We start from the raw sequence: 11,680 nt of genomic DNA on the forward strand, positions 1-11,680 counted from the left end.
ATTTCACGCACGTCCATAAATGTCGTCGAAGCGGATGATGTCGTCCTCTCCCAAATATTCGCCGCTCTGTACTTCAATCATCACGAGTTCGACAATGCCCGGATTTTCCAGGCGATGCTTGTGCCCAGCAGGAATGTAGGTCGACTCATTGGTGGAGACCAGCAATTCCCTCTCACCATTCACCACCTTGGCCATCCCGCTTACCACGACCCAGTGCTCATTTCGATGATGGTGCATCTGCAGACTCAGGCTGCCGCCGGGCTTCACGACGATGCGCTTGATCTTGAACCGCGGGCCTTCCTCGAGCACGGTGTACGTTCCCCAAGGCCGATGCACGGTTCGGTGATGGCGATAGGTTTCGTGGCCCCTCGCTCGCAGTTCCGCGAAGATATTTTTGACGTCCTGCGAGCGATTGCGATCCGCGATCAGCAACGCGTCGGGCGTATCAATGACGACAAGATTGTCCACCCCGAGGGCACCAACAAGACGGTCCCCGCCGCGAATATAACTATTGGTGACGTCAAACAGCAGTGCCTCGCCCTCGACGCGATTGCCATTTGCATCAGCAGGTGACAAATCGCTCAGTGCGGTCCACGACCCCACGTCGGTCCACCCGATACTGCAGGCCACCACGGCGAGGTTGTTCGACTTCTCCATCACGGCGTAGTCGATCGACAGATCGGGCACCGACTCGAATCGGCCCGGATCCAGTCTAATCTGCACACCTTCAGCACCCTCCGCGCTCGGAGAATCCTCCAGGCAAGCGCGCACGCTCGCAAGGATTTCGGGAGAATGCTTGCTGAACTCGCCGAGAATGGTGCCCGCCGTGAAGCAGAACATCCCGGAATTCCACAGGAAATGCCCGGAAGCAAGGTACTCCTTAGCACGATCGAGCGACGGCTTCTCGACGAAACGCACGACTGACTCGCCGTTCGCTTCGATATAGCCATAGCCGGTTTCCGGCACATCCGGTGTGACACCGAAGGTCACAACCTTACCTTGCTGGGCAAGCGCAGACGCGTGCTTCACCGCCTTGCCAAATGCAGCCTGATCGGCGATCAGGTGATCAGCAGGCAGGATCAACAACACGGTCTGCTCGCCATGCTGCCGTGCCGCCACGAGGGCTGCCATTACGATGGCTGGCGCCGTATTGCGGCCAAAAGGCTCAAGGATGTACGAGGTCGTCGCGCACTGTTTGTTGACCGCGCGAAACTCGTCATCGGTTTTGAAAAACAGCTCACGGTTCGTTACTGTAAGAACCTCATCGACCCCGTCGAGCGCGATTGCCCGCAAGAACGCCTTCTGAAGCAGGCTTTCGCCGTCGGCGAGCTTGATAAACGGCTTCGGATGAGCCTCACGCGACACAGGCCAAAGACGGGAACCCGCTCCGCCGCAAAGAATAATTGGTAACAAATTCACAAATTTCTCCCGGCGCCGTGCATGACGGCAAACATAGGCCAGTCTCCGGCACCGTCGATCACGCTGACGGTGCCCTCACAGGCCCCGTGGCGGGCTGCCATGCAACTACGCAATCCGGCTAAATACATCCAACTCTCTTGACACCCCAGCGACGCCCACATCGAGTCATCCAGGGCGAGGTCGCACTCAATCCGCCATGCACAACGCGAGCGCGCTGTGCCAATCCGGCGCGGACACGCCGAAAGCGCGCGCGAGCTTGTCGTTCGACATGCGCGAATTCGCCGGACGCGCAGCCGGCGTCGGATAGCACGACGCCGGAATAGGGTTCACGACCGGGCGCTTCTCGAGCGACGACAATTCGAAAATCGCCTCGGCAAATTCATGCCACGAAGTCGCGCCACCGGCGGTCAGATGATAGACGCCCGATTGTTGCGCCCACCACTGTGCGCGATCGGCCGCGTTGGCAGCTTGTGCGAGCACATGCGCGGTCGTCGTCGCAATCGTGCGCGACCACGTCGGCGCGCCGATCTGATCGGCCACCACGCTCAACTCCTCGCGCTCCGCGCCTAGCTTCAACATCGTCAGCAGGAAGTTCTTGCCACGCCGCCCATACACCCAGCTCGTGCGCAAAATCAGATGATCACAGCCGCTCGCCGCAATCGCCTGCTCGCCTTCCAGCTTCGTGCGGCCGTAGATGTTCTGCGGATTCACCGCATCGGTCTCGACATACGGCGAATCCTTCGTGCCGTCGAACACATAATCGGTCGAGTAGTGAACCAGCGCTGCGCCCAATTGCTTCGCCTCTTCGGCGAGCACGGAGGGCGCCTGCACGTTCAGGCGCGTCGCGCCGTCCACATCGCTTTCCGCCTTGTCCACCGCCGTGTAGGCAGCCGGATTGACGATCAGCGTCGGCTTCACCTCGCGCACGACGCGGCGAATCGCGTCGGGATTGTCGAGATCGAGCGCCGCGCGATCGCAGCCGACAACGCGCCCGAGCCCCTGCAGACTGCGCAGCAACTCGTAGCCGACCTGCCCGTTGATGCCCGTGACGAGGATGGTCGCTTGCTTGTCCATCGCCGCCTCACTCATAGACTTCGGCGTCGGCCAGCTTTTTGCCCGCCGCGTCCTTGGCCGCCAGCAGCGGCTCGAAATCGATCGGCCATTCGATGCCGATGGCCGGATCGTTCCAGACGACGCTGCGTTCGTGCTCCGGGAACCAGTAATCGGTCGTCTTGTAGAGGAACTGCGCCGACTCCGACAGCACGACAAAACCGTGCGCGAAACCCGGCGGCACCCACAATTGCCGATGATTCTCCGCCGACAGCGTCACCCCCACCCACTTGCCGAAATTCGGCGAGTCGCGGCGCAGATCGACGGCCACGTCGAACACTTCGCCTTCCACCACGCGCACGAGCTTGCCCTGCGCATGCTGGATCTGATAGTGCAGACCGCGTAGCACACCCTTCGCCGAACGCGAATGGTTGTCCTGCACGAACACGACGCCAGGCGCGACCAGCTCTTCGAACTCGCGTGCGTTGAAGCTTTCGTAGAAGTAGCCCCGCGCATCGCCGAACACCTTCGGCTCGATGATCTTGACTTCGGGGAGCGCCGTTGCGGTTACCGTGATGGCCATGCGACCTGATCCGTAAGAAGGTTCAACAAGTACTTGCCATAAGCGTTTTTCGACAGCGGCTTGGCGAGCTTCTCCACCGCTTCCGCGCCGATCCAGCCGCGGCGGAACGCGATTTCCTCGGGACAGGCAACCACGAGACCCTGACGCTTCTGCAGCGTGGCGATAAACGTTGCCGCCTCGATCAGCGAGTCGTGCGTGCCGGTGTCGAGCCACGCATAACCGCGGCCCATGATCTCGACATTCAGCGCGCCGTCGCTCAGATAGCGCGAATTGACGTCGGTGATTTCCAGCTCGCCGCGCGGCGACGGCTTGATGTCCGCCGCGATATCGCACACGCGGTTGTCGTAGAAGTACAGACCCGTGACCGCGTAATTCGAACGCGGCTGCTCGGGCTTCTCTTCGATCGACAGCGCACGGAAACCCTTGTCGAATTCGACCACGCCGTAGCGTTCCGGGTCATGCACGTGATAGGCGAAGACCGTTGCGCCAGCATCCTGCGCGTCGGCGCGCTCGAGCTGCTTCACGAGGTCGTGACCGTAGAAAATGTTATCGCCAAGAATGAGCGCCGACGGATCGTTGCCGACGAAATCCTTACCGATGATGAACGCCTGCGCGAGGCCGTCCGGCGAGGGCTGCACCGCGTACTGGATGTTCATACCCCACTGGCTGCCGTCGCCGAGCATCGCCTCGAAACGCGGCGTGTCCTGCGGCGTCGAGATGATGAGCACGTCGCGAATGCCCGCGATCATCAGCGTGGACAGCGGGTAGTAGATCATCGGCTTGTCGTACACCGGCAGCAGTTGCTTCGAGACTGCGTGGGTGATCGGATAGAGCCGCGTGCCGGAACCGCCGGCGAGAATAATGCCTTTACGAGCCATGTCGACCGCCTTTTACGTGCGTTGCGCGTAGTTGGTTTCGACCCACTTGCGATAGTCGCCCGAAGCGACTTCGTCGGCCCATGCCTGGTTGTCCAGATACCAGCGCACCGTCTTCGCGAGACCGGTTTCGAAGGTTTCCGCAGGCTTCCAGCCGAGTTCGCGTTCGAGCTTGCGCGCGTCGATTGCGTAGCGGCGATCGTGGCCCGGACGATCCGTCACGTAGGTAATCTGATCGCGATACGAGCCGGCTGCCTTCGGACGCATCTCGTCGAGCAGGTCGCACAGCGTGTGCACGACTTCGAGATTCTTCTTCTCGTTCCAGCCGCCGACGTTGTACGTTTCGCCGCTCGTACCGCGCGCGAGCACTTCGCGGATCGCGCTGCAGTGGTCGCCCACGTAGAGCCAGTCGCGCACGTTCTGACCGTCGCCGTAGACGGGCAGCGGCTTGCCGGCGAGCGCGTTGGCGATCATCAGCGGAATGAGCTTTTCGGGGAACTGGTACGGACCGTAATTGTTCGAGCAGTTCGTCGTGAGCACGGGCAGACCATACGTGTGATGGTAGGCGCGCACGAGATGGTCGGAACCGGCCTTGGTAGCCGAGTACGGGCTGTTGGGCGCGTACGGCGTGGTTTCCGAGAACTGCGGATCGGTCGCGGAAAGCGAGCCGAACACTTCGTCGGTCGAAACGTGCAGGAAACGGAAAGCGGCTTTCTCGGTTTCGGGCAGCGTGTTCCAGTACTGACGCGTGGCTTCGAGCAGCGTGAAGGTGCCGACCACATTCGTCTGAACAAAATCGGCCGGACCATGAATCGAGCGGTCGACGTGGCTTTCCGCGGCAAAATGCAGCACCGCGCGCGGCTTGTGCTCAGCGAACAGCGCGTCGAGCGCCTCGCGATCACAGATATCCACACGGGCGAACACGTGCTTCGGGTTGCCCTGCAACGACTTCAACGTCCCAAGATTGCCCGCGTAGGTCAGCTTGTCTACGTTGAGAACGGCTTCGTCGGACTGGCTCAGCCAGTCAAGCACAAAATTGGCGCCGATAAAGCCGGCACCGCCCGTTACGAGAATCATGGAACTCCTTTCTTGTCGCGTGTTGGATTGCAGGTCTGGCGTTACCACCCCAGCCGCCAGATGCGACTTTTGACGTAATAAACGCCAGAAATTACCCGCTCAGCATACTCTGGCTCTGATTTTATCCTTGCAATTATAAGGCCAGCCGAAGCGAAAACCATACCGCTAACATCTTGAAACAGCTTGACAAAATTTAATCCGACACTTACAGCACCTTTTCCACGTGACCTTACGGCGCAACTGTCTCAATGATGTCAAATTCAGGTGCTATCACGCGACAAAAGTATTCCTGTGATACCGTCACTCCCTTCCTCGTGCGGCACCGCGTTGTACTGCAACTTGTACTGCAACTGATTCCGATTCATGACCAAGCACGCGCCGTCTCCTGCTCCTCTTGCCTTCGGCGATCTTCAAGGTTGCCTCACGCCGTTTCGCGAACTGCTCGCCAAGGCCGCGCCCTCGCCCGACACGCCGCTGTGGTTTGCCGGCGACCTCATTAATCGCGGCCCCGAATCGCTGGCGACGCTGCGCGAGGTGATCGCGCTGGGCGAGCGCGGCGTGGCGGTGCTCGGCAATCACGATCTGCATCTGCTGTCGGTATCGGCGGGCATCCGCAAGTCGAAAAAAGGCGACACGATCGACGACATTCTCAATGCGCCTGACGCCGAAGATCTGCTGCACTGGGTTCGTCATCGTCCGATCGCGCATTACGAGAACGGCATGCTGATGGTGCACGCGGGCGTGCTCCCGCAGTGGGACGTCGATCTGACGATGGAACTCGCGCACGATCTGGAAAAGGCGCTACGTCGCGATAACTGGAAGGAAACGCTCGCGGGTCTCTACGGCAACGAGCCGAGCCGCTGGTCGAAGAATCTCAAAGGGATCGAGCGTCTGCGCGTGACGTGCAGCGCGCTCACGCGCATGCGCTTTTGCGATCGCAACGGCGTGATGGATTTCAGCGCGAGCGGCGGTCTCGATTCCGCTCCGCCGGGCACCCTGCCCTGGTTCGACGTGCCCGGCCGCAAGACGACCGATATCACGGTGGTGTTCGGCCATTGGGCGGCGCTGGGCCTGACCTTGCGTCAGAACCTCGTCGGGCTCGATTCGGGCTGCGTGTGGGGCGAGCGGCTCTCGGCCGTGCATCTCGTTCCCGACCCGTATCAGCGCGTGCTCACCCAGGTGCCCTGCGAAACCTGCCGCGCGGTATCGGGCTAACAGCCGCGTCACCGGATTGAACCGCACGCTGCGCGCGAAGTGACTTCGCGCGCAGCGCTGAATCAGGACAATTGCGGCGTACGCGCCGCCTGCTCCGGCTGCTGGGCCGGTTGCTGCACGCCGCCCTGCGAGCGCATCGTCTCAAGCGCCGCACCCACCGCCTCCTGCGCGCGCGCCGCGAGCTTGCGGCGATCGTCGCCGGGCTCCAGCGCGTCGCCGACATAGACGTGCGCGGTCAGCGGCCCCGACTTCAGCATCGCGTCGAGCGAGTCCTTGAGCGACAGATCGTCGATATACGCCGGCGCGAGCGACTGACGCCCCTGCGCATCCTCGTACATGATGCAGATAGGCTGCACCGGCGTGCAGGCCGTCACGGGCGCCTGGAACATGTTCGAGTGAAACGGCTTGAGCCCGAGACCGTCCGTCGTCGTGCCTTCCGGAAACACGCACATCAGTTCGCCGCGCTGCAGTCGCTCGGCCAGCTCCTGCATGATGCGGCGCGCTTCGCTGCGCTTTTCGCGCTCGATGAACACGGTGTCGAGATTCTGCGCGAACCAGCCGATCAACGGCCAGCTGCGCACCTCGGCCTTCGAGACGAACGGCGTCGGCCGCCACGCGTTGATCACGTAGATGTCGATCCACGAAATATGATTGCTGACGACCAGCGCGCCCGCGTCGAGTCGCGCGGCGTCGTTGTGCACGACGAGCTTGAGGCCGCACAGTTCGAGCATCCGCAGCGACCAGGCGCGATTGAGCGCGTGGCGTTTTTCGGGCGTCGCGCGCGGAAAGCGCATCGCGACGGTCCACGCGCCGCGCAGCAGATGCGAGAGCAGACGGGCTTTGCGAAAGAAAAGACTCATGTCGATGCGCTCAGTTACGTTCGATATGACGTTCGAAGCCGATGCGCCCCGCCACGAGCGTCGTGCGCACCACGGCGGGCAGCTCGTAACCGAGGAACGGCGTGTTGTGGCCCTGGCTCTTGAGCGCGCGCGGCTCGACTTGCCAGTGCGTGTCGGCGTCGAACACGCACAGGTCCGCACGCGCGCCCACGCTCACACCACCGGCATCGCACGCCATCACCGCGGCCGGCGCGGACGTGATGCGCGCCAGCGCCTTCGCGAGCGGCACGCCCGCTTCCTGCGCCCATTTCACGGTCAGCGAAAGCAGCAGTTCGAGCCCCGTCGCGCCCGGCGTCGCTTCGCCGAACGGCAGCAGCTTTTCGTCGTCGTCCACAGGCGTGTGCTGCGAGCAGATCGCGTCGATCGTGCCGTCGGCGAGACCGGCGCGCAGCGCTTCGCGGTCGCGTTGCTGGCGCAGCGGCGGATCGAGGCGGAACTGGGCGTCGAAGTAGCCGATGTCCATGTCGATCAGATGCAGATGATTCGCCGTGACGTCGCAGGTCACGGGCAGCCCTTCGGCCTTCGCCGCGCGCACGAGCGCGACGCCCGCCGCCGACGACAGATGCTGCACGTGCACGCGCGCGCCCGTCACGCGCATCATCTCGAACAGCGTGAAGAGCGCGATGGTTTCCGCGCTCTGCGGCACGCCCGACAGGCCGAGCCGCGACGCCAGCGCGCCGCTCGCGGCCACGCCGCCCTTCGAGAGATACGCATCCTGCGGACGCAGCCACACCGCGTAGCCGTACGTGCTCGCGTATTGCAGCGCGCGCAGCAGCACCGAGGTATCGACGATCGGCTGATCGGCCTGCGTGAAGCCGATGCAGCCCGCCTCGGTCAGCGACACCATCTCGGTGATCACCTGCCCCTTGAGTCCGACCGTCAGCGCGCCGAGCGGATGCACGTGCGCGCGTTCGAGCTTGCCCGCGCGGTACTTGAGCATCTCCACGAGGCCCGCTTCGTCGAGCACCGGATCGGTGTCCGGCGGACACACGAGGCTCGTCACGCCGCCCGCCAGCGCAGCCGCCATTTCGGAGTCGAGCGTGGCCTTGTGCTCGTAGCCCGGCTCGCGCAGCCGCGCGCTCAGGTCGACGAAACCCGGCCCAACCATGAGTCCGTTCGCGTCGATCGTGCGATCCGCGTGAAAGCCCGCGGGCGCGTCGCCGAGCGCGGCGATCTTGCCCGCTTCGATGAACACGTCCCGACGCGTCTGTTCGCCGCTCGCCGGATCGACCAGCGTGCCGCCTTGAATATGAATCTTCATGCGCTGCCCTGTCTGCCCTGCTGCATTAATCGTTGTTACCGGCGACGATGCCCATCACCGCCATGCGCACCGCGATGCCGAAACTCACCTGATCGAGAATCACCGACTGCGGGCCGTCCGCGACCTGCGAGTCGATTTCGACGCCGCGGTTCATCGGTCCGGGGTGCATCACGATCGCGTCGGGCGCGGCGAGCGCGAGACGCTCGGGCGTGAGGCCCCAGCTCTTGAAATACTCCTGCGCCGACGGCAGCAGCGCGCCGCTCATGCGCTCGTTCTGCAGCCGCAGCATGATGATGACGTCCACACCCTTGAGCCCTTCGTCGAGGTTGTGGAACACGCGCACGCCCATCTGTTCGAGGCCGCCCGGCAGCAGCGTGCGCGGACCGATCGCGCGCACTTCCGGCACGCCGAGCGTGGTGAGCGCGTGAATGTCCGAGCGCGCCACGCGCGAATGCAGGATGTCGCCGACGATCGCCACGCGCAGATTCGTGAAATCGCGCTTGTAGTGGCGGATCGTGTACATGTCGAGCAGACCCTGGGTCGGATGCGCGTGACGGCCGTCGCCGGCGTTGATGACGTGCACGTGCGGCGCGCAATGCTCGGCGATCAGGTACGGCGCGCCGCTCGACGCGTGACGCACGACGAACATGTCGGCGTGCATCGCGGAAAGGTTGCCGATGGTGTCGAGCAGCGATTCGCCCTTGCTCGTCGACGACGCGTTGATGTTCAGATTCAGCACGTCCGCCGAGAGACGCTTGGCCGCGATCTCAAAGGTCGTGCGCGTGCGCGTCGAGTTCTCGAAGAACAGGTTGAACACCGACTTGCCGCGCAGCAGCGGGACCTTTTTCACGTCGCGGTCGGTCACGCTGACGAACTGCGTGGCCGTGTCGAGAATGTGCGTGAGAATCTTGCGCGGCAGTCCTTCGATCGAGAGCAGATGCTTGAGCTCGCCGTTTTTCGTGAGCTGCGGATTGCCCTTCAGAAAGCCGTAGCGAAAGCGCGAGTCGCCGCGATCGGGCGAAGCGGGCGTGGGCTGTGTGTTCATCGCGATGCGTCCTGCGGTGAGATCGGAGTCGGGAGAAAGTTGGGTGTGTCTGAGGCGGGCCACGTCGCACGCACTGCGCAGCGCGCGTGGCCTCGCGAATCAGGCGGCGTTCGCGTCGATCCTGAACGCGAAGCGGCCCTGATCGCCATCGTCGCCGTCGCCCTCGCGTGCGAGCACGAGCGTCGAGCCTGCGGGCACGGCCAGTTCGGCGCCCACGAAACGTGCCGACACCGGCAATTCGCGGCCGCCGCGATCGGCGAGCACGGCCAGTTCGACGGACGCGGGACGGCCGTAATCGTAGAGCTCGTTGAGCGCGGCGCGCACGGTGCGGCCCGTGTGCAGCACGTCGTCGACGAGCAGGATGCGGCGGTTCTCCACCTCGAACGGCAGCGCGGTCGGGCTCGCCTCGCTGTGCAAGCCTTTTTTCGCGTAGTCGTCGCGATGCAGCGAGACGTTCACCACGCCATGATGCGGTGCGCCGAGATCGCGCGCGAGCCGTTCGGCGAGCCACGCGCCGCCGCTGTGAATGCCGGCGATGGCGATGCCGTCGGCGGCGCTGAAGGCGTCGCTCGCTGCATCGCTCAGATAAGCCGCGCGGATCTGGTCGAGAACGGCGCGGTACAGCGCCTCGGCGTCGGGTGGGCTCATCACGGGCGCGTCAGAGGGGTTGCGACGAATGTTCGTCGAGATATTGCTGCAGGATCACGCAGGCGGCTTCGGCGTCGATGTGCTCGGCGCGTTCGCCGCGCTCGCGCAGACGCGCCTCGGCGTCGACCGACGAATAGCGCTCGTCCACCCACACGACGGGCAGATTGAAGCGGCCATTCAGTTGATTGCCGAAACGCGTGGCGAGCTGCGTCATGGCGTGCGGCGTGCCGTCGGGATGGCGCGGCAGGCCGACCACGAGCATGTCCGGCTGCCACTCGCGCAGCAGCGCGCCGATGGCCTCGAACCGATATTCCCTGCTCTTGTTGGGAATCACGGTGAGCGCGCGGGCGCTGTGCGTGAGCACGTTGCCGAGCGCGACGCCGATGCGCTTTTCGCCGTAATCGAACGCCAGCAAGGTCGCCTCGGCGGCGCCTCGCTTCGCGGCCACGCTCATGCGTGACCCGCTTCGCCCGAGAGCATCGTCGAGGAAATGCCGAGCAGCGCGAGCGCCGCTTCGAAGCGCTCTTCGGCGGGCACGTCGAAGACGATCTTGGGGTCGGCTTCCACGGTCAGCCAGCCGTTCTTCGAGATTTCGTCCTCGAGCTGGCCCGCGCCCCAGCCTGCATGGCCGAGCGTGAGCAGGAACTGCTCGGGACCGCTGCCGTTCGCGACGGCTTCGAGCACGTCCTTCGACGTGGTCATCTCGAGCCCGCCCGGCACCGCCATCGACGAGGTGTAGTTCGTGCCCGATCGCGGCGCGTGCAGCACGAAGCCGCGCTCGGTCTGCACCGGGCCGCCGAAATAGACGGGCACGTGCAGCAGCGGTTCGATTTCGAGCTTGAGGTCGATGCGCGAGAACAGCGCTTCGAGGTCGATGTCGGTGGGACGATTGATCACGAGACCGAGCGCGCCGCGCTCGGAATGATCGCAAAGGTAGACCACCGTTCCTGAAAACGTGGGGTCCGCCATGCTGGGCATGGCGATCAGGAACTGGTTGGTCAGATTGATGCGATCGTTACTCTTGGACATGGTTTGAATTCTAGCAAAGACGATACGGAATGGCGGCGGCCCGGTGCGCCGGACGCGCGAGGTCCCGTGGACCTTCATCGCGCCCTGCTTGCGGCGTGTTCGCGGCCGGTTTTAAGCCGCTTTGAGGCCGATTTGTGCCTGGTTTGCAACCTGCTTCCAACCCGCCAGAGACCTGCGCGCACGCGACCCGCGCTCCGTATAGCGGGGAATTGCTCACTCTAACACGCCGGCGCGACACGCCCGGCAGGCCGACCGGCGCAATCCGCACCCACGGGCGCGCACGCCTTAGCGCGGAGGCGCGGCATCCACACCGCCCGGTGCGGACGACACTGCGTCTGGCGAGACGCCTGCGGCGGCGCTGCCGATGGTTTCGGCTGCGTTTTGACTCGCGCCGCTGCCTGCGTTACTGCCCGCGCTGCCACCCGCTCCACTCGCGATCGCCGCGCCGAGCGCGCGCACGGTCGGGGTCGCGTCGGGTTGCGCAACACCTGCCGCCACTTTGTGCAGCATCGCGCGCAGCGCTTCGTTGGCGAGCTCGATCGCCTCGACGGACGGCGCGGAATTCGCCGTGCTCGCGCC

General features: G+C 64.0%; 12 protein-coding genes and 1 pseudogene. 1 reads left to right on the top strand and 12 read right to left on the bottom strand.

Annotated features, from left to right (window positions below; translation table 11 throughout):
- Window positions 1-3: 3 nt before the first annotated feature.
- The 5 genes from G3N97_RS03610 to rfbB form a co-directional block, all read right to left on the bottom strand.
- The gene (locus G3N97_RS03610) at window positions 4-1,419 is read right to left on the bottom strand and encodes a mannose-1-phosphate guanylyltransferase/mannose-6-phosphate isomerase (RefSeq protein WP_205991947.1); all 1,416 of its coding nucleotides are present in this window, start codon (window positions 1,417-1,419) and stop codon (window positions 4-6) included.
- A 186-nt stretch (window positions 1,420-1,605) separates the two neighbouring features.
- Entirely contained in the window at window positions 1,606-2,493 is an 888-nt protein-coding gene (gene rfbD / locus G3N97_RS03615; RefSeq protein ID WP_241030357.1) for a dTDP-4-dehydrorhamnose reductase, read from the bottom strand.
- Window positions 2,494-2,500: 7 nt separating this feature from the next.
- Window positions 2,501-3,052 (bottom strand): dTDP-4-dehydrorhamnose 3,5-epimerase, encoded by a 552-nt coding sequence (gene rfbC, locus G3N97_RS03620; RefSeq protein WP_110325574.1) that lies wholly within the window; start codon window positions 3,050-3,052, stop codon window positions 2,501-2,503.
- A complete protein-coding gene (gene rfbA, locus G3N97_RS03625; protein WP_205991949.1) occupies window positions 3,037-3,930 on the bottom strand; it encodes a glucose-1-phosphate thymidylyltransferase RfbA in 894 nt (297 codons plus the stop codon). The genes rfbC and rfbA overlap by 16 nt, the downstream gene beginning before the upstream one ends.
- A 12-nt stretch (window positions 3,931-3,942) precedes the next feature.
- A complete protein-coding gene (gene rfbB, locus G3N97_RS03630) occupies window positions 3,943-5,004 on the bottom strand; it encodes a dTDP-glucose 4,6-dehydratase (RefSeq protein WP_205991950.1) in 1,062 nt (353 codons plus the stop codon).
- A 363-nt stretch (window positions 5,005-5,367) separates the two neighbouring features.
- On the opposite strand from rfbB, the gene G3N97_RS03635 reads away from it, so the two are divergent.
- Entirely contained in the window at window positions 5,368-6,219 is an 852-nt protein-coding gene (locus tag G3N97_RS03635) for a symmetrical bis(5'-nucleosyl)-tetraphosphatase (RefSeq protein WP_205991951.1), read from the top strand.
- Window positions 6,220-6,281: 62 nt separating this feature from the next.
- Here G3N97_RS03635 and G3N97_RS03640 read toward each other — a convergent pair whose 3' ends face one another.
- The 7 genes and pseudogenes from G3N97_RS03640 to G3N97_RS03670 form a co-directional block, all read right to left on the bottom strand.
- Window positions 6,282-7,079 carry a lysophospholipid acyltransferase family protein gene (locus G3N97_RS03640; RefSeq protein WP_205991952.1) on the bottom strand — a complete coding sequence of 266 codons (798 nt, stop codon included), beginning with the start codon at window positions 7,077-7,079 and terminating at the stop codon, window positions 6,282-6,284.
- Between the two features lie 10 nt (window positions 7,080-7,089).
- Complete coding sequence (locus G3N97_RS03645; protein ID WP_205991953.1) at window positions 7,090-8,379, bottom strand: dihydroorotase; 1,290 nt, start codon at window positions 8,377-8,379, stop codon at window positions 7,090-7,092.
- A gap of 25 nt (window positions 8,380-8,404) precedes the next feature.
- On the bottom strand, window positions 8,405-9,424 hold the full coding sequence (locus G3N97_RS03650; protein WP_065057252.1) for an aspartate carbamoyltransferase catalytic subunit: 1,020 nt from the start codon (window positions 9,422-9,424) through the stop codon (window positions 8,405-8,407).
- 99 nt (window positions 9,425-9,523) lie between these two features.
- Window positions 9,524-10,072, bottom strand: coding sequence for a bifunctional pyr operon transcriptional regulator/uracil phosphoribosyltransferase PyrR (pyrR, locus tag G3N97_RS03655; protein ID WP_205991954.1), 549 nt, complete (start codon window positions 10,070-10,072; stop codon window positions 9,524-9,526).
- 10 nt (window positions 10,073-10,082) lie between these two features.
- Window positions 10,083-10,526 (bottom strand): Holliday junction resolvase RuvX, encoded by a 444-nt coding sequence (gene ruvX, locus G3N97_RS03660; protein ID WP_205991955.1) that lies wholly within the window; start codon window positions 10,524-10,526, stop codon window positions 10,083-10,085.
- Window positions 10,523-11,101, bottom strand: a complete 579-nt coding sequence (locus tag G3N97_RS03665; protein ID WP_065057249.1) for a YqgE/AlgH family protein — start codon at window positions 11,099-11,101, stop codon at window positions 10,523-10,525. Before G3N97_RS03665 ends, ruvX begins: the two co-directional genes overlap by 4 nt.
- A gap of 285 nt (window positions 11,102-11,386) precedes the next feature.
- Window positions 11,387-11,680 (bottom strand): annotated as a pseudogene (locus G3N97_RS03670) (hypothetical protein); the annotation flags it as partial.

The sequence above is a fragment of the Paraburkholderia sp. Ac-20347 genome (assembly GCF_017104805.1).
In the GTDB taxonomy this organism is placed as follows: Bacteria; Pseudomonadota; Gammaproteobacteria; order Burkholderiales; family Burkholderiaceae; genus Paraburkholderia; species Paraburkholderia tropica.

Coding starts and splice junctions, on each gene's coding strand:
- rfbA (WP_205991949.1), bottom strand. CDS start 3,930: ATGGCTCGTAAAGGCATTATTCTCGCCGGCGGTTCCGGCACGCGGCTC.
- G3N97_RS03635 (WP_205991951.1), top strand. CDS start 5,368: ATGACCAAGCACGCGCCGTCTCCTGCTCCTCTTGCCTTCGGCGATCTT.
- G3N97_RS03665 (WP_065057249.1), bottom strand. CDS start 11,101: ATGTCCAAGAGTAACGATCGCATCAATCTGACCAACCAGTTCCTGATC.
- G3N97_RS03645 (WP_205991953.1), bottom strand. CDS start 8,379: ATGAAGATTCATATTCAAGGCGGCACGCTGGTCGATCCGGCGAGCGGC.
- rfbC (WP_110325574.1), bottom strand. CDS start 3,052: ATGGCCATCACGGTAACCGCAACGGCGCTCCCCGAAGTCAAGATCATC.
- rfbB (WP_205991950.1), bottom strand. CDS start 5,004: ATGATTCTCGTAACGGGCGGTGCCGGCTTTATCGGCGCCAATTTTGTG.
- G3N97_RS03640 (WP_205991952.1), bottom strand. CDS start 7,079: ATGAGTCTTTTCTTTCGCAAAGCCCGTCTGCTCTCGCATCTGCTGCGC.
- ruvX (WP_205991955.1), bottom strand. CDS start 10,526: ATGAGCGTGGCCGCGAAGCGAGGCGCCGCCGAGGCGACCTTGCTGGCG.
- G3N97_RS03650 (WP_065057252.1), bottom strand. CDS start 9,424: ATGAACACACAGCCCACGCCCGCTTCGCCCGATCGCGGCGACTCGCGC.
- pyrR (WP_205991954.1), bottom strand. CDS start 10,072: ATGAGCCCACCCGACGCCGAGGCGCTGTACCGCGCCGTTCTCGACCAG.
- rfbD (WP_241030357.1), bottom strand. CDS start 2,493: ATGGACAAGCAAGCGACCATCCTCGTCACGGGCATCAACGGGCAGGTC.